This is a genomic window from Psychroserpens algicola, assembly GCF_014526325.1.
GTDB classification, from domain to species: Bacteria; Bacteroidota; Bacteroidia; order Flavobacteriales; family Flavobacteriaceae; genus Psychroserpens; species Psychroserpens algicola.
On the sequence record NZ_JACNMJ010000003.1, the window covers coordinates 200,448 to 225,056 of the forward strand.

The 24,609-nt window shown below is 35.1% G+C and carries 16 protein-coding genes and 1 tRNA gene; 5 read left to right on the top strand and 12 right to left on the bottom strand.

Annotated elements, in window-relative coordinates; translation table 11 throughout:
* Positions 1-83: 83 nt before the first annotated feature.
* The 3 genes from H7350_RS09530 to H7350_RS09540 all read right to left on the bottom strand — a co-directional run bounded on the left by H7350_RS09530 (position 84) and on the right by H7350_RS09540 (position 13,420).
* Positions 84-6,572 (bottom strand): choice-of-anchor D domain-containing protein, encoded by a 6,489-nt coding sequence (locus H7350_RS09530; protein WP_204345676.1) that lies wholly within the window; start codon positions 6,570-6,572, stop codon positions 84-86.
* 256 nt (positions 6,573-6,828) lie between these two features.
* Positions 6,829-13,077, bottom strand: a complete 6,249-nt coding sequence (locus tag H7350_RS09535) for a M14 family zinc carboxypeptidase (protein ID WP_204345677.1) — start codon at positions 13,075-13,077, stop codon at positions 6,829-6,831.
* A gap of 269 nt (positions 13,078-13,346) precedes the next feature.
* Positions 13,347-13,420, bottom strand: a tRNA-Met gene (locus tag H7350_RS09540).
* 130 nt (positions 13,421-13,550) lie between these two features.
* Here H7350_RS09540 and H7350_RS09545 point away from each other — a divergent pair.
* Entirely contained in the window at positions 13,551-13,943 is a 393-nt protein-coding gene (locus H7350_RS09545) for an START-like domain-containing protein (RefSeq protein WP_204345678.1), read from the top strand.
* 56 nt (positions 13,944-13,999) lie between these two features.
* Positions 14,000-14,845 carry an aminotransferase class IV gene (locus H7350_RS09550; protein WP_204345679.1) on the top strand — a complete coding sequence of 282 codons (846 nt, stop codon included), beginning with the start codon at positions 14,000-14,002 and terminating at the stop codon, positions 14,843-14,845.
* On the opposite strand, the gene H7350_RS09555 is transcribed toward H7350_RS09550, so the two are convergent.
* The 5 genes from H7350_RS09555 to H7350_RS09575 all read right to left on the bottom strand — a co-directional run bounded on the left by H7350_RS09555 (position 14,842) and on the right by H7350_RS09575 (position 19,391).
* Positions 14,842-15,402 (bottom strand): YqgE/AlgH family protein, encoded by a 561-nt coding sequence (locus H7350_RS09555; RefSeq protein WP_204345680.1) that lies wholly within the window; start codon positions 15,400-15,402, stop codon positions 14,842-14,844. The genes H7350_RS09550 and H7350_RS09555 overlap by 4 nt on opposite strands.
* 123 nt (positions 15,403-15,525) lie before the next feature.
* The gene (locus H7350_RS09560) at positions 15,526-15,798 is read right to left on the bottom strand and encodes an HU family DNA-binding protein (protein WP_204345681.1); all 273 of its coding nucleotides are present in this window, start codon (positions 15,796-15,798) and stop codon (positions 15,526-15,528) included.
* A 198-nt stretch (positions 15,799-15,996) separates the two neighbouring features.
* Entirely contained in the window at positions 15,997-16,950 is a 954-nt protein-coding gene (fmt, locus tag H7350_RS09565; protein ID WP_235989314.1) for a methionyl-tRNA formyltransferase, read from the bottom strand.
* Positions 16,947-18,851: a RecQ family ATP-dependent DNA helicase gene (locus H7350_RS09570; protein WP_204345682.1), complete on the bottom strand. Its 1,905-nt coding sequence runs from the start codon at positions 18,849-18,851 to the stop codon at positions 16,947-16,949. Before H7350_RS09570 ends, fmt begins: the two co-directional genes overlap by 4 nt.
* On the bottom strand, positions 18,852-19,391 hold the full coding sequence (locus H7350_RS09575) for an AAA family ATPase (RefSeq protein WP_204345683.1): 540 nt from the start codon (positions 19,389-19,391) through the stop codon (positions 18,852-18,854). It lies immediately after the preceding gene.
* A gap of 90 nt (positions 19,392-19,481) precedes the next feature.
* On the opposite strand from H7350_RS09575, the gene H7350_RS09580 reads away from it, so the two are divergent.
* From H7350_RS09580 to murA, 3 genes are all read left to right on the top strand, one after another.
* Entirely contained in the window at positions 19,482-19,775 is a 294-nt protein-coding gene (locus H7350_RS09580; RefSeq protein ID WP_204345684.1) for a DUF493 family protein, read from the top strand.
* A gap of 91 nt (positions 19,776-19,866) precedes the next feature.
* The gene (locus tag H7350_RS09585; RefSeq protein ID WP_204345685.1) at positions 19,867-20,517 is read left to right on the top strand and encodes a DUF4290 domain-containing protein; all 651 of its coding nucleotides are present in this window, start codon (positions 19,867-19,869) and stop codon (positions 20,515-20,517) included.
* 9 nt (positions 20,518-20,526) lie between these two features.
* The gene (gene murA / locus H7350_RS09590) at positions 20,527-21,843 is read left to right on the top strand and encodes a UDP-N-acetylglucosamine 1-carboxyvinyltransferase (RefSeq protein ID WP_204345686.1); all 1,317 of its coding nucleotides are present in this window, start codon (positions 20,527-20,529) and stop codon (positions 21,841-21,843) included.
* 74 nt (positions 21,844-21,917) lie between these two features.
* Here murA and H7350_RS09595 read toward each other — a convergent pair whose 3' ends face one another.
* The 4 genes from H7350_RS09595 to H7350_RS09610 form a co-directional block, all read right to left on the bottom strand.
* Positions 21,918-22,280 (bottom strand): nuclear transport factor 2 family protein, encoded by a 363-nt coding sequence (locus tag H7350_RS09595; protein ID WP_204345687.1) that lies wholly within the window; start codon positions 22,278-22,280, stop codon positions 21,918-21,920.
* A gap of 78 nt (positions 22,281-22,358) precedes the next feature.
* Positions 22,359-23,663 (bottom strand): cryptochrome/photolyase family protein, encoded by a 1,305-nt coding sequence (locus tag H7350_RS09600; protein WP_204345688.1) that lies wholly within the window; start codon positions 23,661-23,663, stop codon positions 22,359-22,361.
* Positions 23,664-23,677: 14 nt separating this feature from the next.
* Positions 23,678-24,145, bottom strand: a complete 468-nt coding sequence (locus H7350_RS09605; protein ID WP_204345689.1) for an SRPBCC family protein — start codon at positions 24,143-24,145, stop codon at positions 23,678-23,680.
* A gap of 1 nt (position 24,146) precedes the next feature.
* Positions 24,147-24,608: a TspO/MBR family protein gene (locus H7350_RS09610; RefSeq protein WP_204345690.1), complete on the bottom strand. Its 462-nt coding sequence runs from the start codon at positions 24,606-24,608 to the stop codon at positions 24,147-24,149.
* Position 24,609 lies beyond the last annotated feature (1 nt).

The window sequence follows — 24,609 nt, forward strand, 5'->3', positions numbered from 1 at the left end:
ATTAGAATTAGATATAAAAATAAACCTCTTTCCAATTAAGGAAAGAGGTTTTTAAGTTAAGATCATGGTAGATTTGGGTCTATTTATTTCACCAAAACTTTCTTAGACAACATACCGCTTAAAGTGTTTATCTTAATGATGTAAGTTCCAGTGCTTAGGCTCTTAACTTTGTATTCAGAATAGTCCAGTTCTGAAATATCTTCTATGGTTGTAATATTTTGTCCGATGATGTTTAATAATTCAATAGACTTTACATCGACCAAATTAGGATTTAATAAGGCTATACTTCTAGTGTCGTTATTGTAGAACACATCTAAGGTTCTCAATTCAGTATCGTCAACACTTAGCGAATCGGCATTAACATCTCTAAACGTTAATTCAAATCTGTCTAAATATTCACCTGCAGGAAGGAAGAATTCAAAATCGCCTTCTCTTAGGTTGTGATACGTATCATTATCGATATCATGAATGTAAATTTCAATACTATCAGGTACATTTTCTAAACTGTCAATAGTAATGGTGTTTAAACCGCTATCACTGGTTTTAATTCCTAGTGGGTATACACTTTCTGGTTCAGCTTCATTACTTCCCTGAATTGTATATTTTTCACTATCTATAATCCAGTATAAATCATCCATTTGATTGTCATAGATTTTAGCATCAAATGCCCAGTCAAATCCAGTTGTCGTATTTTCATCAATAGTTAATAATAACTGTCTGTGAATAGTATTAATTGAATTGAAACCAATTCTAAATTTCATACGATCATCTAGATCCTCATTGTTATAAGCTGTGTTAGCACTACTGCCATCATTTCTAACAAATATTGAAGTACCAGGCGCTTCTTTTCTATACACACGCTGACCGTTATTAAAGTTAATAGTTCCTGTGCTTTCACCAACTACGAAGAATCCTTGACTTACTGGGATGTAACGGGCAGGTAACTTTGTAGGTGTTCCGCCTGTAGCTACATCTGGATCATTGGTTCCTAATGATGGAGCACCAACACCTCCTGAGAAGTTATAAGTTGCGTAACCACCTTGGTATTCGGCTAAATTATGACTTCCGCCTCCCCAATGTTCCCAGAAATAAAGTGTACCACTAATTAAAGGGTCAGCACCAGCACCAGTAATATTTGGTCCGTTATCTGTAATGAATTGGTTGGCGTCAATTGCAGAAGGGTATGGGTTACCAACGAGGTAATCGTTTCCTGCATTGAGTGTAAGGTTCACATCTCCATTGTTAGGTTTTCCTAAGAACACATAGTTTTGTTGATCTACAATGGTTCCAGAACCTGGCCCTTTCATCGTAAACCCTTCACCTGTTAAAAGTGTTCCATTACGGCGTACATGTTGCCAAGCTGAATAGTCATCGTCTAACTGATTTGCAAATTTCCAAATCCAGTAATCAGCAATACTAATAGTAGCACCATCTGCACCATCATATCCTGATGTTATGAAGTTTATTGGGTTGACGCCATCATACATCACATCTGTAACAGAATATGAATTGTTATTTGTTGTGGCATTAGTTTCTCCAACTGGAGAAGACCAGTAATTATAAGTGTATACATCGGCAGTTCCTTGTTGATCCTTTTCTAAAGAACCAGATGATGTAGGATCTAAGTCACTACCAATTGTTTGAACCAATTGTGACTGTCCTTCAAGGTCAATTTTTCCGTCAAGTTTTAAATAGTGTGACACTGTTAAACCGTTTCCTGCAGCAGCATCGGCATTGTTGCCATCAACTGTTAACTCTCCGGCATCTAGCATTAATCCGAGTACTTGTCGATCTCTTCCTAATACAACTTCAGTATCGATAGTCACATCATGACTTATTCTAACAATGTTCCAGTCTATCGGAGTAACATTATCTACAATAGATAATGCGTTTGGTAAGGTTTGAACAGCATTATTTAACCACGTAGCCTCTGTAGTCCAATCACCATTAGCTTGAGATTCATATGGAAGCGGAGCAGTTTGTCTGTCAACTGTATCTAAGTTTCGTAATGCACCTTGATTTCCATTACCAGAAGCATCTTCTGTATTTGTATACGTATATGTTGACATCGGGTAATATCCTGCTAATTCTGTCCAAGGAATCGTACCAACATCATTTTTAGTAATCGTAGTTGGTAATACATCTCCAGCAACAAAAGCTGTGTTTTCTAAAATTTCTTGATTCATAATGAATCGTACTTGGTCTATAGTTAAATCTGTATCCCAGATACGTACTTCGTCAATATTTCCTCTAAAGTGTTGAACTGGACTGTTTTTACCAGCCGCTGCAATATAGAAGGATTCATTAGTGTCTACAGGAGGTGTTCTGTTATCAGAAATACTCAATACACCATCAATGTATATCGATGCTCGCGTACCGTCATAAATTGCAGCAATATGATGCCACTCGCCATCAGGAATTCGTGTAGGAGCGTTTAATATTTGATTTGTTCCGTTTTTCCACCACAATTGAATTCTATCATTATTTAAAATTCTTAAGTCATAACCTTGAGTAAACGTTGCATCTCTTTTTGATAGAATAGATTTAGTGCCAGAATCTGCAGCATCTCTTTTTATCCATGCAGAGATTGTGAATCCTGTTGGGTTAAGATCTAAAGCATCTTCAACATCAATATAATCTACAGCACCATCAAAATAAACAGAACGTTCAACAATAACCTGAGGCGCATAACCAAAAGTGATATATTTTGTACCATCAAAATCGTAATTAGTTTCTAGATTACCATTTCCGTCGGCAGTCATTACTCTATAATCTGCAGTTGGATCAAATACACCAGTACTAGAGATAAACATGTAATAATTACCAGGAGGTGAAATGTTTCTAATAGCGTTTTGTGGTAGTCTTACTTTTACTGAAGGAATATCTCCACCAGTTTCAACAACCTTCCAAACACGTTGCATAGCTGTAAACGACACATCAGTTGTAAGCGCAGGAGAAATACCAGCACTCATATTAACCGTAATTGTAGATGAGGCTAAGTTAATATCTGCTCCATTATTTCCCCATACTAGAAATTCTCGGTCGTTAAAATTTGTAGCGTTACCAGATTGATTTAATTTGTTTGTATCATAGATGTCTGTTAAGCCCATGGTTAAGAATCCACTTGTAAATCCTGTTCCATCACTTTCAACATTCTGACTTTTAGATTGCTTTTGGTTTAGTATAGATGCATTATCACGTCCAATACCAGCAATATCATAATTGTATGCACTATTAGCACTTGTATCCCAAATCACTGTGCCTTGAGAGTCGATATAATCAACATCATTTTGTCTGTGATTGCTATGGGCATAGGCAGACGATGAACTTTGTAAAGTAACGCCGTATTTTAATGCTAAATAACTTTGTATTTTTTGTTGATTTAAAGCTGAATTAGGAGATACATAAGAAATCACTTCAGCAATCATACCATTCATTTGTGATGATGTTCTTCCTGCAATTCCACTTCGTCCAGTTCCTATTAAAAAGGATAAGTTGTTAAATTCAGTGAAATTAAGAGTTCCACCATCACCAGAAACACCAGTTGTATTGTCAACGCGTTTTCCGTTTTTATAAATTTCTGAAGCTGTACCAGCTCCATTTGTTCTCACATTTACAATGGTAGGATGATTTTGGTAACTGTCTGTAGTAGTTGTAAAAGCTCTACCATAAGAATCGGCATCTGGAGGTCCAGACAATGGATAAGAATCAACAGTATGAGACAGGATTTCATCTGTGTATCTTGCAGAAACACTTCCTAAGCCTAAACCAGTTGGGTCTTCATGGAAGCTAATGGCTGAAAATCGTCCTCCAATAGCAAATTGTCTTCCTGGAGAAAAAGCACCAGTATTGGTATCTACTTCATCATCACTATGAAAAACGACGTAATAATCTTGCGAAAAGAATCCACCTTTACCATTCATGTATTCTATATTATTATGGTCAAAGTCGGCTACTGGATTAAAATTGATATTTCTAGTAGCATTGTCTCTATAAGTAGGTGCAATCGAACTAGCAGCGCTAGCATCTTCTTTATCTAAGGCTGTGGCATAAGCTTGATCTTCCCAAGATGTTAAAGGATCTCCATCAGAAGCAGAGATGCCTTCATTCATTTTTAACCAAAGTCTTAAATTGTTTGTAAGGTTAGCAGGTGCTACAGAAGCATTAGATAAACTTGTAATTGGATCTGCTTCAATTCTGAAGTTATCAAAGGCGACACCATCATCAACATTAGAACCATCACTTCTAAACTGAATTCTAAATCTTACATTACTCTGATTAGAAAATGTACTCTCATCAAGATCTATTCTTGTGTTGTTAAATTGATTGTGAGGATTAAATGTTGGAGAAGCTGTGTGTGTATCTCCATTCCAGGCATCGCTACCAAATACAGATGTACTGCCTTCATACCAATTAGTTCCATCACCAGAAGCTCCAAGTGTTGTCCATGTGCCTCCAGATATAGAATACTGAATAATCATTCCATCATCACTATCTTCTGTTTTACACTTAACATCTAAACTTAGTTGTAAATTATACAAACCTGAAAGATCAATTACAGGACTTTGTATGACAATATCTGTATTGTTATTGTAGTTGTCAAAATTATTGTTTCTCCAAAAACTGCCTTCACCTAACTCATTTGTTGGAAAGCTATTCGTCCAAACCCAAGAATCATTTGTAGATGTAATGCTAGTCCAACCACCATTTGTTATGTCAAAATCTTCAAAATAAGTAGTGTATGATGGAGGTCCAGAAATACCTGAGCCTTCAATGTCAAAGTTGTATGGATTTTCATCACCATCATTATTAGCAATACTTACAGACGCTGTTCTAAGTCCGACACTACTAGCATCGAAAGTAATGTCAAAAGTTGTACTTCCTCCAGAACCAACTGATCCGGCAGGCGCAGATGTTACAGTAAAATCTCCAGCATGAGCACCAGTTATAGAAATAGTTCCTACAGATAATGGTAAAGCTCCTGTATTTCGAATTGTAAATGTATTTGTGTTTGAACCACTTACCGGGTTTACAACTCCAAAATAAGTGTCATCGACAGCAGAAGGTGTTGTGTCCCCATCTACGATTAAAGTACCATTTCCTTGTACGTCAATCTCAGGTAAGGGAGACAGACCATTACCTTGTATATTGAAGGTGTAAGGGTTTTCGTCTGAATCGTCATTTAAAATGGTTACTGTTGCAGTTCTAAGTCCAACAGCACTCGGATTAAATGTAATATCAAATGTTGTTGAGGCTCCTCCAGCTCCTATGGTATTTGAAGGTGTTGAAGTAACAGTAAAATCTCCTGCATGAGCACCAGAAATGGATACATAAGGCGAAGGTCCAGTTAAATTTAAAGTTGTAGTTCCAAAGTTTTGAATTGTAAATGTATTAACTTGAGTCGCCAAGGTAACACTTACTGTTCCGAAATCTGTATCATCAGCTGCCGAAGGTGTTGTGTCTCCATCAGCAATAGTAGTTCCGTTACCCAGAACACTAATTTCAGGACCAGAAACTACAGCAGTAGTTAATGAAATGTCATCAATAGCCATATCACCTCTATAGTTTGAGCCTGTTGTACCATTAAAGCGTATCATGATAACTTGACCAACGTAGCTACTTAAATCTACATTAGCTAAAATCCATGCTTGGCCGCTACTTGTTTGTACTTGTCCGGATTGTGTCCAGACAGGAGTAGAGTAAGAAGCTCCACCATCGGTACTTACTTCTACGTCTAGAGTTCCCATGTCAGAACCGTACATATGGTAATAAAATGAAAAATCAGCTGTCGATGCTGCAGATAAGTCAAAACACGGACTTACTAAATTGAATACATCATTAAAGTTGGGATCACTGGCTTCTGTAAACATATACCATGAACCTCCATTAGCACTATTAGGACCTGTATCTGATGAAGGTGTTCCTCCTGAATTACGAGTCCAATCTCTATCGTCTCCAGTATCTTGAGACCAGTCTCCTAATCCTGATTCAAAACCTTCAGTATATGGGAATGAGTTTATTGGAGTAGCACAACCAGTACCAGTAATAAGGACATCATCCCAAACAGCCCATTCGTTTGTAGCATTACATCTTCCAACAAATCTAATTCTAGAATTGGCGTCAAACGTATATGTTCCTGAATTTATAGAGACACTAAATGACTCTTGACCTGATCCAAAATAATCAGTTCCTTTTCTATAATCTTCTATTAATGTCCAACTAGAACCGTCAAAGTATTCTAAATCATAACCATCTCCTGTATCCTGACGATTACTATTGATATTACAGAATGATATTGTAATGTCTGTGTATGGTGTAAAATCGTAAGTTGGAGAACTTAAGTAAGCACTACTGTCTAAATCAAAATCATAGTAGGTGTAAATTGCTCCATAATTGGTACAACTATTACCATTAAAATTACGTCCTGCTTGAGTTCCTCCATCGGTCCAACCTTCTAAATTAGATCCAAATGTATGATAAGCAATTGTAGTTTGTGAGTATGATAAGATTGATAGTAAAAGTATACAACACATTAGTGCATACTTTCTAAGTGAAAGTGTAGAAGTTTTCATAAGCGGTTAAATTTTAGTTTGGGACTAATAAAATTATGGTACAAACTTAAGTTAATACTCTGTGAAATGCAAAAATAATCGATGAAATGCATTATATATTTTTAAACTATTGATAATCAGTTAATTGGTAAGTCAAAGCGTTTTGAATAATTGTATAAGTTCAGGTTAGACTGTGTTTCTGTTTGATTATTAGTGAGTTAAATAAAAAAAAAGCCAGAGCGTTAACTCTAGCTTTTCATATTTTGTAATGTTTATATTAGAATTTAATTAGCTTTTTGGTGACTACCAATCCGTTATCATTATTTGATATTCTAATGAAATAAGGTGCTTCCTCAAGTCTGTCAAGGTCATTTAATATTATTTCTCCATCTATACTTGATTTTTGTTTCTTGTAAACGATACGGCCATTAAGATCATATATGTTGATATTAAAATCACTTCCATTGAAACTTAATGGTAAGCTGATGGTAATTGTGGTTTTGAACGGGTTTGGTTTTATAGTCACTGTTCTGTTTATAATCTCATCAGTGTCTAAGGTGTTTTCATCCATTCCATCACAATCTTCATCTATACCATTATCAGGAATCTCTGTAGCTCCTGGGTAAATTTGATCATTAGTATCATCACAATCAGTATTGTCTGTTACATATCCGAAAGGTTGAGTACATGTAATGATTTCATTTAGTGGGTCACCAAATCCATCTTCATCAGTATCAGCATAATACGTATTAGTAGCAGGTGTTACTGTAATATTAAGTGTTTGATCAGCATCACAGTTTTCACCTTCAATCGTTACTGAAGTATTTCCATCGGCACCATTATAAGTTAAACCGTTAACTGTCCAAGTATAAGACTCATCCGAACAAATCGTCACATCAGTTACAACTGCAGCAGGCTCAGGTGTTACTGTAATATTAAGTGTTTGATCAGCATCACAGTTTTCACCTTCAATCGTTACTGAAGTATTACCATCAGCACCATTATAAGTTAAACCGTTAACTGTCCAAGTATAAGACTCATCCGAACAAATCGTCACATCAGTTACAACTGCAGCAGGCTCAGGTGTTACTGTAATATTAAGTGTTTGATCAGCATCACAGTTTTCACCTTCAATAGTTACCGAAGTATTACCATCAGCACCATTATACGTTAAACCGTTAACTGTCCAAGTATAAGACTCATCAGAACAAATTGTCACATCAGTCACAACAGGAGCAGGCTCAGGCGTTACTGTAATATTAAGTGTTTGATCAGCATCACAGTTTTCACCTTCAATCGTTACTGAAGTATTACCATCAGCACCATTATACGTTAAACCGTTAACTGTCCAAGTATAAGATTCATCTGAACAAATTGTTACATCAGTCACAACAGGAGCAGGCTCAGGCGTTACTGTAATATTAAGTGTTTGATCAGCATCACAGTTTTCACCTTCAATCGTTACCGAAGTATTACCATCAGCACCATTATAAGTTAATCCGTTAACTGTCCAAGTATAAGATTCATCTGAACAAATTGTTACATCAGTCACAACAGGAGCAGGCTCAGGCGTTACTGTAATATTAAGTGTTTGATCAGCATCACAGTTTTCGCCTTCAATCGTTACTGAAGTATTACCATCAGCACCATTATAAGTTAATCCGTTAACTGTCCAAGTATAAGACTCATCCGAACAAATCGTTACATCAGTCACAACAGGAGCAGGCTCAGGCGTTACTGTAATATTAAGTGTTTGATCAGCATCACAGTTTTCACCTTCAATAGTTACCGAAGTATTACCATCAGCACCATTATAAGTTAAACCGTTAACTGTCCAAGTGTAAGATTCATCCGAACAAATTGTTACATCAGTCACAACCGGAGCAGGCTCAGGCGTTACTGTAATATTAAGTGTTTGATCAGCATCACAGTTTTCACCTTCAATAGTTACTGAAGTATTACCATCTGCACCATTATAAGTTAAACCGTTAACTGTCCAAGTATAAGACTCATCCGAACAAATCGTCACGACAGTTACAACCGGAGCAGGCTCAGGCGTTACCGTAATATTAAGTGTTTGATCAGCATCACAGTTTTCACCTTCAATCGTTACCGAAGTATTACCATCAGCACCATTATAAGTTAAACCGTTAACTGTCCATGTGTAAGATTCATCCGAACAAATCGTCACATCAGTCACAACCGGAGCAGGCTCAGGCGTTACTGTAATATTAAGCGTTTGATCTGGATCGCAACCACTACCTGTGACAGTTACAGATGTGTCTCCATCAGCACCATTGTAAGTCAATCCATTAACAGACCAAGTGTAAGACTCGTCAGAACAAATTGTCACATCGGTCACTACAGGAGTAGGAGGAGTTCCGCTAACATCCCACATACACGTTGTGTAATTATAGTTAGCAGTTTCCCAACATTCTAATCCTGTTGGAGCATCTTGTAATGTGATAGTAACTACAGCAGTGCATGTGTCCACATTTCCATTGGTGTCAGTCACAGTAAGTGTAACGTTATTATCACCTTCATCAGCACATGTGAAATCTGTTTGAGATGCCGCAATTGATGCTATAGCACAATTATCAGTAGATCCATTATTTATTTGAGCAGCTGTAATTGTAGCATTTCCTGAAGCATCTAACTGAACAGTAATATTTTGACACACAGCTACCGGGTTTTGGTTATCGACAACTACATTTACAGTAAATGATGCTGTATTTGTGTTTCCATTTCCATCGTCTACTGAATAACTGATGGTTGTTAATCCATCAGGAAATGTGCTTCCACTATTAAGACCTGTTCCGTCAGTTCTTACAGGTGTTAAGCCTGTTCCGCAATTATCAGTAACGGTAGGATCTGTCCATGTTGGCTGATTATTTCCGCAGGTTAATGTAATATTAGCAGGAACATTAACAAATTCAGGATCTACTTGATCTTCAACAGTAACTGTTGCGATACATGTATCTGTTTGATTATCTCCATCGGTCACTGTCAATGTCACATCAACAGGTGTTCCAATATCACTACAATCGAAAGTATCTATATCGATGCTTAAGTCGGTAATAAGAACATCATCTGTAGAACCACCATCAACATCTGCAGCAACTATAGTTGCATTGCCAGCAGCATCTAACTGAACTGTTATGTTTTGGCAAAGAGCAGTAGGAGGAGCAGATACAGAAGCAACATCAGCTGTTATATTTATATAGTCAATAGCCATATCGCTTCTAAAGGGTGCATTTGAAGCAACACCACCACTAGTATCTAATGGTGTAGTACCCGAAAAACGAATTTTAATAATTTGATTATTGTAAGCAGAGAGGTTGATATCTGCTTTTTCCCAGGCATCAGTTTCATCAGATTGTTCTTGTTGACCACTTAAGGTATTTATGGTGCTCCAAGACGTTCCATTGTCAGTACTTACATCGACAGTTAATATGCCCATATCACTACCAAACATATGATAGTAAAAGGAGAAGTTTCCGTTTTCAAAACCACTTAGATCAATACAAGGACTTACTAAATAAACTGTACTTTCTGGTCCAGGGTTTTGATTAAGAGAAGCTTCAACATACATATAGTTACCTGAAGTTCTGTTCACAGTTGGGTTGGAAGGATCGAAGTCTCCACTCGGTCCAGTATCAGGAGATCCAGTACCAGCAGAATCAATGGTCCATTCACCATCATCACTTGGATCATGATTCCATAATCCGAGTCCTCCATTAACAGCACTTTCAAAATCTTCAGTGTATGGGTATGAACTTACACTACTTCCAGTACAAGCAGCAGATGTAGTTGTTGTAAAGTTTTGTGATGTACTATACGATGATGTTGTCGAGACACATCTAGTTGCTATTTGTACCTCATAATCAGTATTTTCTGAAAGACCAGATATAACGTACGGATTTACATCAACATCTGTAATTACAGTCCAAGTTGGAGCTCCAATTTCTCTATACCTTACATCATAAGTTGCTGAAGGGATAATGTCCCAGCTAATTTCCGCTGAAATAGGAGTTACTATGTCAACGCTGAGATTATTAGGAGGCGTAGTGTTATCACAAGGTGTTTTTATTTCAATAACTCTGAAATCATCAAAAGTAAAACCTTCAAAATCTACATTTGTATATGAATCTTGTCTATTGTTGTTGCTTGATGGGGAATTACCTGTATCCGTTTTAAAATCAAATCTAAGAAATACTGTAGGTTGGTTCAATAGAAACGAATTATTAGAAGCATCAATTACGATTTCTTCCATGTTCCATTTATCCTGAGTATCACCATCGTATAATGGTTCTCCAGCAGGCTGAAACGTATCTGTTGATTTCTGTGAATACTGATTGTTAATTTGAAGAAATCCTGCTTTTGTGAGTTTTCCACATAAAGGCGTCCATCCAGATGTTCCGTTTAATGAGGCCTCAATTTGAACATAATCAAAACTACGTTCAAGATCCCATTTTCCATAAAACTGAATCACTGTAGCATCTTTTCCACTCAAATCAATAGATTGATTGTATTGTAATTGTTTGTTTTCTCCATTAGAATAAGGAGCAGTAGCCGTTGTTGTGATTGCAGTTGTTCCAGAGTAAGCATCAGAAGTAGTAGACCATGTACCACCAGACGCTGTCCAGTTTCCTAAGTTAGTGGTGTCAGGATCATCACTTAATAGTACATTTGGATTATAAGCTTTTTTGATATTAGCTTCATATAATACATTGTCAGTTGCATAATCACTTGTCAATACTATTTTGTATTCTATAAGTTCTTCAGGAAGAATTCCTGGGTCTAAGGTATAACTTATATTTACATCTCTTTGGTCTAAAGTGACCTGAATCGGGTTCGTTTCTGTAGCAGGAAAATTTGGATTAGCTGCATTTGTAAAGCTTTCGGTAACAGCACCTCCAATAGATACAATGTTTGAAGATACTGGTGTTACTGTAAGTGTAAAATCACCAGCAGTTTGACCTAAACGTTCTATTTCGAATTTTAAATCTCCAGAAAGTGTGGTAAGGTTACTCTGTGTCATATCATGAACCTGAGCATATTTACCACTGAAGTATGCCGCCAGAAGATTCATACGCATAGCACGTTTTGCAATAGGTAAAAAAGCTGATGGTGAAGGCCAAAATCCTCCATAAGTTCCACCTGTTGTTTCAATTCCAGTACCAGATCCATTTTCAGGAGTCCAAGCCATTGTGTGTTTGTTAGATCCTGTTCCACCTGAAGATACACCGTTTCCAGGATTAGTACCAGATGGTCCACCAAGCATCCAGTCATTCATATTACCACTATTTAAAGAAGTAATAGATGTAGATGGTCCATAACCATATCTATTGTATTTGGTCATGTCATGGTTATATTTTGAATACTCATCAGGTCTAGGGTTTGGTATATGATCAACACCTGCATAAGCATGTAGCATTGTATTTTTAAAGGAATGGTGATTTAAAGCGATTTTAAAATCGTGCTGTAGAAAGAAATCACGCATAATTTGTGTTTCATTCTCAGAGAATGCAGAAGATCCAGCATATATTGAACTACAGCTATCTGAAGTTGAAGAACCTCCATTGCCCCAATAGTAACCCGAATTTCTATTTAAGTCAATACCTTCACTGTAAGTACCGCATGATCCAGATGTATTTCTGTTTTTTCGTTGTCCGCCACCACCATTTGGCGCTACTGTTTGATTATAAACAAAACCATCTGGGTTAAAAACGGGAATAAAATATAACGCTTGATTATTTACTAAATTTCTTATCGCAGGATCAGTATCATAATTTTCGAGCAAGTACCACATGAAGAATAGTTGATTCATTACAGTAGCAGATTCTCTAGAGTGAATTAATGATTGATATAAAGTTTCTGGTTCACCAGCTTCATCAATATCTGGGTTATCAGATATTCTAACCATCCATACCGTTCTGTTTTCTAAGGTAAGTTGGTTGGTTGGTGATGCATTGGTTTTTGCTGAAATAAGATGTGGATATAAGGCTCTCATATCATCTAACTCTTGAACAACCATGTCAAATGTTAAACAACCACCAAAATGATTTGTTTCTGCTGGATAATTTGCAGCATCATTTATATTCCAGTTTGTTGGGACTGCCCAATCTATCTCGTCACATTCATTATATTGTCCTACATTATTAATCAATTCACTAACACTCAATGATCTTTGAGCGGCTAGTGATTTTTCTTGTTGAATTTCTAAACTTGCTTTTGGAAGGTCACTTATTGCTCGATCACTATAAAATTTAGTGACATCATCAATTAAAACAGTGTATGCAATATTTTCACTTTCAAGTCGCTGTATTTGATAATCTTCGATTTCCATAAATATGCCATTACTCTCGATGAGTACGCCACATGTTAAATCGATGCTAAGATGATCTAGCTTTTCGATAGTCATCTGATCAGAACTGTTGATGCGAATTCTTTTATAAGTCTCTTGCGCAAAGGAAGTTTGCACTATTATAAATAACAGTGCAATTAAGCAGGTAATTTTTCTCATTAGTTTGGGGTTTAATGAATTTATGTCCAATAATTAGGTTGCTAATATATTACTTTATTTATAATTCACTCCATAAAATGCAAAAAAAACCGTTGAAATGCACTTTTTTAACATTTAAAAAAACACTTATAGATTTAATTGATTGATAATTAAGTGTTTATAAAAACTGTTAGATTGGACAAATTTTATTGGGAAAATTGGTAATAAGCAGGTATGTAAAAGGTCATAAAATAAGAAAGTCTTATACAAACGTATAAGACTTTCTTCTGTAGCGAGAACGAGATTTGAACTCGTGACCTCTGGGTTATGAATCCAACGCTCTAACCAACTGAGCTACCTCGCCATTTATGAGGGTGCAAATATAAAAACAAAATTTATCTGAACAAACATAAAATGGGCAAATTATTTTTTTTCAGTTTTAGTTTTAAACTCAACAATTAATGTATATATTGAGCACAATAATAAATATATCTATGGAAGACAAAGTAAAAATTGAGATGGAGTTTGTAATACATGCGTCGCCTCAACTTTTGTATCAATATATATCAACACCTTCGGGCTTATCAGAATGGTTTGCTGATAATGTAAATTCTCGTGGAGAATTATTTACATTTATTTGGGACGGAAGTGAAGAAAAAGCAAAGTTGTTGAGCAAGAAAAGTGGAGAGCGTATAAAGTTTAGATGGTTAAATGACGATGAAGATGGCGCAAGTTATTTTTTTGAAATCAGAATTCAGGTTGATGAAATCACTAAAGACGTATCTATTATTGTAACTGATTTTGCTGATGAGGATGAAGTTGATGAAGCTAAAATGCTCTGGGATAATCAAATTTCAGATTTAAAGCAAGTTTTGGGTTCTGCCTAGAACATAACAATCAATAAGTTTTATATTTGTCTCGATGTTTAATCGAGACTTTTTTTATGATAAATTTTAATGGCAAACTTATAAAAGAGGATAACTTCATTACCAACGATAATAGAGGGTATAAGTTTGGTGATGCACTTTTTGAAACATTAAAAGTAGTGCATGGTAAAATCTTATTTTGGGAGGATCACTATTTTAGACTCATGGCTTCTATGCGAATTATGCGTATGGAAATCCCAATGAATTTTACGATGGAGTTTCTTGAAGCTGAAATTTTAAAAACCATAAACGTTAATGGATTGGCAAAATCATCAGCGAGAGTTCGTTTCAATGTCGATAGAGGTGATGGAGGTAGATATCTGCCAAAAGAAAACAGAGTTAGTTATAGTATTGATGCCGAGCCTTTACCTAATGATTTCTATACAGTATCTTCATTAAAATCTTATACTGTAGATTTATATAAAGATTATTCTGTTGCTCCTGGATTGTTATCTACACTCAAAACTAATAATAAAGCGATTAATATTTTAGGAAGTATTTACGCCAAAGAGAATGATTTTGATAACTGTCTATTACTCAATACAAATAAAAGCGTCGTTGAAGCGTTACAAGGTAACTTGTTTTTAGTGTCTGGTGAACACATTAAAACACCACCAATAACAGATGGATGTTTAAATGGTGTTATGAGAAAGCAAATTATTGATGTTATATTAAATTCTGGAGATTACGTCTTAGAAGAGGCATCAATTTCACCGTTTGAACTTCAGAAAGCAGATGAATTATTCATTACAAATGTCATTATAGGAATTCAACCCATATTGAAATATCGCAAAAAGGTGTTTGATACTAAAGTTTCCGAAGATATTTTGAGAAGGTTAAATACTAAGATGCGCTTATCTTAATTATAACTTGGGTTTTCTGGCGCATTAGACCACAGCGAATAATCACCACCTAATTCTAGCATTTTTTCTTTCCAAAATGAATCACAACATTTATTGATGAGTTCGTTTTTGTAAACATTTTCAGAAACAATCCAGGCATTAGACTCTAATTCGTTATCTAACTGTTTGGCTTCCCAACCCGAATATCCTAAGAAAAATCTAATATCAGAGGTGGTCAGCTTTTCGTCTTTAAGAAGTTGTAAAACAATCTCAAAGTTTCCTCCCCAATATACGCCATGTGAAATTTCAATACTGTCTGGAATCAACTGTGGTACCTGATGTATAAAATATAAATTATCCTGCTCTACAGGACCTCCATTATGGACTTTGAATGTCGCTTCAGTATCAGGTATTAAATCGTTTAATGTGTATTCTAAAGGTTTATTAAGAATAAAGCCAATAGAACCTTCGTCATTATAATCTGCCAGTAGAATAACTGACCTATTAAATGATAAGTCACCAATAATTGATGGTTCAGCAATGAGAAGATGTCCTTTTTTGGGCTTTGATATAATCATATGTGCATGATTTACGTACTAATCTAAAACATATTTTTCTAATAACCAATAAATTCGAAGGAGAATATAAAAACAAAAAAGCTCACTTTTAAGTGAGCTTTTCGTAATCTATTTAAAGACATACTAGTTTACAGCACTACTTAAATCAGATCCAGCTTTAAACTTTACTACGTTTTTAGCTTTGATTTGTATAGTTTTACCAGTTTGAGGGTTTCTTCCTTCTCTTGCAGATCTTTTAGAAACTGACCAAGATCCAAATCCTACTAAAGAAACTCTGTTTCCTTTTTGTAAAGATCCTTCGATGTCAATTAATAATGAATCTAATGCTTTCTTAGCAGCTGCTTTAGTAATTCCAGCATTTTCTGCCATCCCATTGATTAAATCTGTTTTGTTCATAAAATTTGTATTTTAAATTGTTAAAAAAATAGTTGGGTTAAACGTTATTGTTAAATCCGTCTACAAATTTATACGTAAAATCAACCTACGCAAGTAATAGCAAGGGAAATACAAGTATTTGTTGATAACTTAGAGCATTTGTTAATAAAGGTTTGCATTTCATCGGATTTTTTTCAAATATCAATGTATACAAGGGTTTTAGAGCATTTTTGCATTTTTGTTAAAATCATAACCGTTTAATAGTGATTGTACATCCATTTTACGTTTGCCTGGAAGCTGGATTTCTTTAATTATAATGTAACCTCCTCTTACTGCTACTTTTAACTCTTTTTTTGATACTAGTAATGTGCCAGAGTCTAAATCATGCGAAGCCATTTCTTTTTCAACCTTATAAATCTTAATGTTTAAGGTGTCTTCTCCATTAATAAGTTGACACCATGCGGCAGGAAACGGATTTAAACCTCTAATCTTATTATATATGGTGTCAAGGTCTAAACTCCAATCAATTTTACAATTGTCTTTATGAAGTTTGTAAGCCGTTTTTAAATGCTCTGTTTTGGGTTGTATAGTGGTTTCTATATCGCCTTCTTGAATTAGATGTACCGTTTTTAAAACTAAATCACTCCCTATATGCATTAATTTATCGTGAAGCGCACCAACAGTTTCATCATTTTCAATAGGTATCTCTTCTTGAAGCATCATTGCGCCAGTATCAATTTTTTCATCTATAAAAAATGTAGTAACACCAGTTTTAGTCTCACCATTAATAATAGCCCAATGTATTGGAGCTGCACCTCGGTAATTTGGCAGTAGTGACGCATGTAAATTAAATGTGCCATATTTAGGCATGTCCCATACCACTTTCGGAAGCATTCGAAACGCAACTACAATTTGAAGGTTAGCTCCTAGTGATTTCAATTCTGTAATAAACGCCTCATTTTTTAAATTGGTGGGTTGTAAAACAGTAAGCCCTTCCTTTACAGCATATTTTTTTACTGCCGATTCGTTCAATTGACGCCCTCGACCTGCTGGCTTGTCTGGTGCTGTAATAACGCCTACAACATCGTAATTGTTTTCAACTAATGTTTTAAGTGTGGCAACTGCGAAATCTGGAGTTCCCATGAAAATGATTTTTAATTTGTCGCGCTTCATGTATGTTTAATTTTATAGGTGTTTGCAGGTGTTAGTATAATCATATGATGTTCAAGCAATAACTGTAACACAGGTAATATGTGTTCTTTGTTCTGCGGAAATCGTTCTACGAGTTGTCTTGAAGTCATTGGTTGTTTCTCAAGGGCTTCAATGACTAGAGCTTTTATTTCCGGGATTGAGTTTGGATTTTGTGAAATGTCTTTTGATGTACACACCGAACATGTGTTGCAATTGACTTCAGAAACTTCTCCAAAGTAATGCAAAAGTTGTTTGTTTTTACACACTTTATCATTAGTGATATACTCCAATACCGAATTCACCTGATAGCGTTTTAATTCTTGTTGTTGTTCTACAACATTAGCTATTCTATTAATTGTTTTGTCATCTTCTCTGGGTTGAAGAAATATAACTTCAGAATCGGTATTAGAAAACAAAAAATCGACTATACCATCTTTATGTAGTTGATTTAAAATAGCAATGATTTGTTTTTCGCCGATTGTAGATTTATCAGCAATGAGAGATATATTAATCGCTAGTTGATGCTCAAAAATTCCGCCGTAAGTCCTTAAAATTGTTTTTACAAGAATATTGTATTGCGCATGTGTTTCCAGATAAGAAAACAGAGCAGTGTTACTAACAATAAACTGAAGTTTGGTTTTATAATTAAACTGCTGTGATAATTTTATGATACTATTTCTATCTAGAAGTTGTAAGGTATTATAGGTTTTTGAACTTTTAAAGTCATAAGCTTTGCAAAAATCACTAAAGTTAAAGCGATGTGTGCTCAGTTCACCTTCGCCATAAGATATTTGAAAGAAATTACAGAGTTTTCGATATACAAGTTTAATCTCATCAAGAGATGGCAAACTGGCAATGAACTGATTTTTTAAAGTTTGCTCATCAGATTTATTAGTTAAGATGATAGCAAAGGCATCTTCATTATTTCGACCAGCACGTCCAGCTTCCTGATAGTAACTTTCAAGACTTTCGGGTAAATTAATATGAATTACTGTTTTTACATCTGGTTTATCAATTCCCATACCAAAAGCAGTAGTTGCTACCATAATTTCTTTTTGGTTATTCATCCACTGCTGTAAGCGTTCCTGTTTGTCTTTTGAAGGAATGCCACCATGGAAAAACGTACTGCTAAATCCTTTTTTGCTTAAAACATTATGTAAATTAATACTCATTTTTCGACTACGAACATATACAATAGATGACCCTTTATGCTTTTTTAGAAGCTGCTCCAGATCGTAAAGTTTGTCTTCACTAAACTTAACCTGATAGGATATATTTGGCCTTGAAAATGATGCTTTAAATACCTTAGGCGATATAAAATCCAATGCGCTTATAGTGTCTTTAATAACTTCAGGTTTTGCTGTTGCCGTAAGCGCAATTACATTTACACTTGGCTGTAACTGTCTTAGTAAAACGATATTTTTATAAGCAGGTCGAAAATCATTTCCCCATTGACTAATACAATGTGCTTCGTCTACAGCAATTAGGTTCACATTCATTTGCTGAATACGTTGCTGAACAATATCCTGTTGCAAGCGTTCGGGTGAGAGGTACAAAAATTTATAATTTCCGTAAATGCAATTGTCGAGTAAGGTATCTAATTCACTGTATTTTATCCCACTTGTAATCGCCATAGCTTTTATACCCTTAAGTTTCAAACTGTTTACCTGGTCTTTCATCAAAGCAATAAGCGGAGAAATAACGATACAGATACCTTCTTTAATGAGTGCTGGAATTTGAAAGCAAATCGATTTGCCACCACCAGTCGGCAGTAATACAAAGGTATCGTTATTTTCTAAAACCGAATTGATAATATCTTCTTGAAGCGGTCTGAATGAGGTGTGATTCCAATACTGTTCTAATATGTTTATTGGATGTGGCATCTATAATTTTAACACGTCTATAATGAAATCTGCTCGACTTGAAATACTTGCAAAAGGCACATCAATGAGATCATATCCAAATCGATTGTACGTGTCTATTAATGAATGGTGAATTTCTACAGCTTGCTCAAAGTTTTCATAGCGTTCACTGTCGCTAACAAAAATTTCCTGCCATGGCGCTAATATAAATACTTGGTCATACTTGTGTTGCTCACAAGTTTCGGTGAAATGTGCTGGGTAGTCTGTTTTAACAAAATTCATATAAGCTAAAACATCAGGTAAACCACGGTCAAGAAAAACTACGGGTTCAGTAGAGGATGATGCATCTTTGTATTGTTGTATTCTTGCTTCTAATAACAATTCGCTAAAAAGTAGTGGTTTGGTTAAAAAAAGTTGGTCAACGCCATCTTTTCGGGCTTCTAGTGTTACTTGTCTTGATACTTCTTCTAAACAAGTGTAACCTCTTGAAATTAATTCATTTATGATTGATGATTTTCCGGTTCCAGGACCACCAGTTATAACAATACGTTGTGTTTTCAATTTGGCAAGATTTTGGTGATAAAATTAACAATAATTAAGCAAAGCAAAATGCAAAGTATAATGTATCTTTGCTTGGTAATAAAAAAAAGCATGAGTTCACAGAAAAAAACAGAAGAATTTTATAAAAAACTTAGAAGCCAGTTGTACGAAACATCAAGCTGGCCTTCAGAATATCTATACAAGTTTATTGTTCCGACAGATGAACATAAAATCAAGCAAATAGAAGATTTATTTGACAATATAGGAGCCGTTATTACAACCAAAGAATCTGGAAAAGGAACCTATACAAGTGTTTCGGTAAATTTACATATGAAAGATCCTGATGCTGTCATTGCTAAATACAAGGAAGTTGCAGAGAAAGTAGAAGGTGTTATTTCTTTGTAAAAAACAGTTTCGATAATTATTTTTTTGTATTTTGCATCGATATGCAGAAATACTTCATGCATAGTTTACAAATACTACACAAATATATATTTTGATTGACGATTTAGAATACAACACAGAGCGTGAACATTTGATTATTCCTGAGTATGGAAGACATCTTCAAAAAATGATTAATTACGCTAAAGAATTACCAACAAAAGAAGAACGCAATAAAGTGGCAAAATCTATCATTAATGTGATGGGTAATTTACAGCCACATTTACGTGATGTACCAGATTTTCAGCATAAACTTTGGGATCAGCTGTTTATTATAGCCGATTTTGAATTAGATGCAGATTCACCTTATCCAAAACCTTCAAAAGAAGAACTCTCAGAAGGTCCAGAACCTTTAAAATATCCGCAAAATCATCCTAAATACCGTTTCTACGGAAACAATATTAAGACGATGATTGATGTCGCTAATACATGGGAAGAAGGTGAGCTAAAAGAAGCATTAGTATATACTATTGCTAATCACATGAAAAAATGCTTTTTAAATTGGAACAAAGACACCGTTGAAGATGATGTTATTTTTAACCACTTATACGAATTGTCTGGTGGGAAAATCAACTTAAAAGGAAGTGATGAGGATCTTTCAGATGCTACAAGTTTAATGCGTAATAAGAAGAAATATTCTAATTCCAATTCTAAGAAATCACATCACAAAAAAAATAATTCTAACCGAAACAGAAAACGCTACTAATCAAACTTCATGGCAACATTTATTATTGAAGGAGGTCATAAATTAAAAGGAAGAATCCAACCTCAAGGCGCAAAAAACGAAGCATTACAAATTCTATGCGCAGTGCTCTTAACTGCCGAAGAAATTAAAATTGACAACATACCAGACATCATAGATGTCAATAAATTGATAGCCTTACTTAAAAAATTAGGGGTGAAAATCAATAAAGTAGGTAAGGGGTCATATACATTTAAAGCTGATGATATCAATTTAAAATATCTGGAATCTGCCGAATTTAAAGAAGATGGAAAAGGTTTAAGAGGTTCAATTATGATTGTTGGTCCGTTATTAGCTCGCTTCGGAAAAGGTTACATTCCAAAACCTGGAGGTGACAAAATCGGACGTCGACGTCTGGATACCCATTTTGAAGGATTTATAAATTTAGGAGCTAAGTTTCGCTACAACAAAGAAGATTTATTCTATGGAGTAGAAGCCGATAAACTTACAGGAACCTATATGCTTCTCGATGAGGCATCAGTTACTGGTACAGCAAATATTGTGATGGCAGCTGTTTTAGCAGAAGGAACCACAACGATTTATAATGCTGCTTGCGAACCTTATTTGCAACAACTTTGTAAGATGCTTAACAGAATGGGAGCTAAAATCAATGGTGTTGGCTCTAATATGTTGATTATAGAAGGGGTTGATAAATTAGGTGGTACAGACCACAGAATGCTACCAGATATGATTGAAATTGGAAGTTGGATCGGGTTAGCAGCAATGACAAAAAGTGAACTTACTATTACTAATGTAAGTTGGGATGATTTAGGACAAATCCCTAACGTGTTTAGAAAAATTGGAATAACAGTAGAACGTCAAGGCGATGATATCTATATTCCTGCTCATACAAATGGGTATGAAGTACAAAACTATATTGACGGTTCTATTTTAACCGTTTCTGATGCACCTTGGCCAGGATTTACACCAGATTTACTAAGTATTATCTTAACTATTTTAACTCAAGCCAGAGGAAGTGCAGTTGTACATCAAAAGATGTTTGAAAGCCGTTTGTTCTTTGTAGATAAGTTGATTGATATGGGAGCAAAAATTATTCTTTGTGATCCTCATAGAGCTACAGTTATTGGTCACGATTTTAAATCGACATTAAAAGCAACAACAATGACTTCTCCTGATATTAGAGCGGGTGTATCTTTATTAATAGCAGCATTATCAGCAAAAGGCACATCTACAATTCATAATATTGAGCAAATTGACCGAGGTTATGAAAACATTGATGAGCGTTTACGTGCTATTGGTGCAAAGATTACTCGTGTGGATGGAAATTAATAATACCATACTTTTAAAACATAAAAAAGCCTTGATCAATCAAGGCTTTTTTTATGTGAAATAATTAATATTGTTTATTCCATAGAATAGAAAAACTGTTCGCTGGCGATTTTTCCATCTTTAACACCAAAAACAGCGACTTCTTCCATTTGCTGTCTGCCACGATCTTTAAAAGTCACATCAAAAGTCATTTTTGATGTAAAATGATTATCTGCAATGACAGGGTCGCTAATCTGTCCTCCGTGAAATTCACTCACGTTATCTAACCATTCTTTGTTTTTGTTCCATACATTTTGTTTCCCTGAAACAAGCTCTCCTGGCATACCAGGCATTTCTCTACTCACTATATTTTCTGCATAGAGTTCGTTGATGCAATCCAGATTTTTACCTTCTCTACACATTTGTGTCCATTTTTGAGCAACATCTTTAGTGTTCATTGTTATTAGTTTTAAAAATTAGTACTTAAAGTTACTTAAAAATGAAGTATGGGATTTAAAAATAATGTTAATCTTATGTTAGCTAACTGCTTCTTTATAAGTTTTTAAACAGCGTTCTCTGGCTTCTTTATGATCAACTATTTGGTCTACATATTCGTCTGTGTCAAACTCTGGTACATAGGTTTTGATGTATTTTCGGTCTTTATCAAATTTTTCAATTTGAGTTGTCGGATTAAAAATTCTAAAATAAGGAGCAGCATCAACTCCCGAACCTGCTACCCATTGCCAGTTGCCAACATTACTCGCCATTTCATAATCGTGTAATTTTTCAGCGAAATACGCTTCACCCCAACGCCAATCGATAAGCAGATGTTTGCATAAAAAGCTACCAACAAGCATGCGAACACGGTTATGCATAAAACCAGTTTTATTAAGTTGACGCATTCCAGCATCAACTAGAGGATAACCTGTTTTACCTTCACACCACAACTTAAATTCATCTTCATTGTTTCGCCATTCAATGCGATCGTATTTCGGTTTAAACGCCTCTTTAGTGGTCTGTGGAAAATGCCAAAGAATTTGCATAAAAAACTCTCTCCAAATTAATTCTTGCCAAAAGACTTCATTACTCTCTGCTATGGCTTTTTTTACCATTTTCCGAATACTAACTGTCCCAAAACGTAAATGCGGACCCAATCTTGAAGTCGCATCTTTAGCTGGGAAATTCCTTGTATCCTCATAAGATTGGATGAGTGTTGGTGTAACTGTATATTCAGCAATAACCTGATTTGAAGTTTGAAAACCAATATCAGATAAACTTAAATTTGGTAATCGTGTATGCTTTACAAGATTATCGAGATACGCATTAGTATAGAAAATTTCTAAATCATGGGATTTAAATTTTTCTTTCCAGACTTTCATATAGGGTGTGTAAACAACATAAGGGTCGCCATCTTTTTTAACGACTTCATCTTTTTCAAAAATAACCTGGTCTTTATAGGTTTTAAATGCGATTCCATTTTCAGATAACATATCACTTACCTTGGTATCACGCTCTTTAGCATAGGGTTCATAATCATGATTAGTATAAACTGTATGAATGCTATAAGTTTCTATGAGTTCTTTAAAAATGTCAAGAGGTTTTCCGTGATATATGGCAATACTACTGTCATGTTCATCTTGAAGCGTTGAGCGCATGCTCTGTAGTGTATTATGAATAAACGTTACTCTTGCATCATCTTCAGGCAGTTGGTCTAATATTTCAGAATCAAAAATAAAAATGGGCAATACAGGATGCTCACTTTTTAAGGCTTCATAAAAACCAAGGTTGTCATCTAAGCGTAAATCGCGTCTAAACCAAAAAATATTGATGGGTTGTGTCATAATGTCAAGTGACTTTAAATGCTATAGGTTCCAAATAATTCTTCTAATTTTTTTGTGCGATAGTTGAAAATTTCCTCCAGTTTAGGTTTGACTAAGATCGGATGTACCAGCTGTCCCAGAATTCCGAAAGGGACTTTGTAGTCAATAATATCTTCCATTTCAACACCACCTTCAATTTCCTTAATAAAATGTTTGTGATGCCATAAGGCGTAAGGGCCGAAACGTTGTTCGTCAACAAAATAGTGATTGTCTATACTATGAGTGATTTCAGTAACCCATTTTGTTTTTATACCTAAAACTGGTGTTACAATATATTGTATAATCTGTCCTGCAAACATAGGTCTGTCTGCTCCAGACAAAATGTGAAAGCCCATATAATCAGGTGTTATAGTCTTAAGGTTATTAGGGTCTGATAAAAACTTCCAAGCAGTCTCCACTGTGATTGGTAAATTTTGTTTTTTATGTAGCCTGTATATTTTCATATTAATTATATAAAACAATGTATAAATTTAGTGAGGTGGCTATACAAAGCCAGATAAGGTAGGGAAGTATAAGTGCCGATTTTACTTTTAAATCTTTTGAGTAAGTCAATAAAAATGCAGCAACTATAATGGTTAAAAGAATTATAGCAATTAAGCCTAATGTGGTGAGCCTCTGATTGAAAAATATAAAGTTCCAACCTATATTGAGTAAGAACTGTATAGTGAATAATAGTTTAACTTTGGACGTTGGTCGTATAGAATATAAGAATGCCATATACATTGAAAAACAAATCATGATGGTTGTCCACGCGACTCCAAAAACCCATCCATCGGGAGTCCAAGGTGCTTTTGAAAGCGATTGATACCATTCCCCTTGAGGTCCATCAGCCATTAGCCAACTACCAATTCCTAGAGCTGCAAAATTGATAATTAAAAAGACGATAAATGGCTTAAAGAACTTCATT

Bases quoted from the DNA above. Each gene is read 5' to 3' on its own strand.
- H7350_RS09530 (WP_204345676.1), bottom strand. From the start codon at position 6,572: ATGAAAACTTCTACACTTTCACTTAGAAAGTATGCACTAATGTGTTGT.
- H7350_RS09535 (WP_204345677.1), bottom strand. From the start codon at position 13,077: ATGAGAAAAATTACCTGCTTAATTGCACTGTTATTTATAATAGTGCAA.
- H7350_RS09545 (WP_204345678.1), top strand. From the start codon at position 13,551: ATGGAAGACAAAGTAAAAATTGAGATGGAGTTTGTAATACATGCGTCG.
- H7350_RS09550 (WP_204345679.1), top strand. From the start codon at position 14,000: ATGATAAATTTTAATGGCAAACTTATAAAAGAGGATAACTTCATTACC.
- H7350_RS09555 (WP_204345680.1), bottom strand. From the start codon at position 15,402: ATGATTATATCAAAGCCCAAAAAAGGACATCTTCTCATTGCTGAACCA.
- H7350_RS09560 (WP_204345681.1), bottom strand. From the start codon at position 15,798: ATGAACAAAACAGATTTAATCAATGGGATGGCAGAAAATGCTGGAATT.
- fmt (WP_235989314.1), bottom strand. From the start codon at position 16,950: ATGAAGCGCGACAAATTAAAAATCATTTTCATGGGAACTCCAGATTTC.
- H7350_RS09570 (WP_204345682.1), bottom strand. From the start codon at position 18,851: ATGCCACATCCAATAAACATATTAGAACAGTATTGGAATCACACCTCA.
- H7350_RS09580 (WP_204345684.1), top strand. From the start codon at position 19,482: ATGAGTTCACAGAAAAAAACAGAAGAATTTTATAAAAAACTTAGAAGC.
- murA (WP_204345686.1), top strand. From the start codon at position 20,527: ATGGCAACATTTATTATTGAAGGAGGTCATAAATTAAAAGGAAGAATC.
- H7350_RS09595 (WP_204345687.1), bottom strand. From the start codon at position 22,280: ATGAACACTAAAGATGTTGCTCAAAAATGGACACAAATGTGTAGAGAA.
- H7350_RS09600 (WP_204345688.1), bottom strand. From the start codon at position 23,663: ATGACACAACCCATCAATATTTTTTGGTTTAGACGCGATTTACGCTTA.
- H7350_RS09605 (WP_204345689.1), bottom strand. From the start codon at position 24,145: ATGAAAATATACAGGCTACATAAAAAACAAAATTTACCAATCACAGTG.
- H7350_RS09610 (WP_204345690.1), bottom strand. From the start codon at position 24,608: ATGAAGTTCTTTAAGCCATTTATCGTCTTTTTAATTATCAATTTTGCA.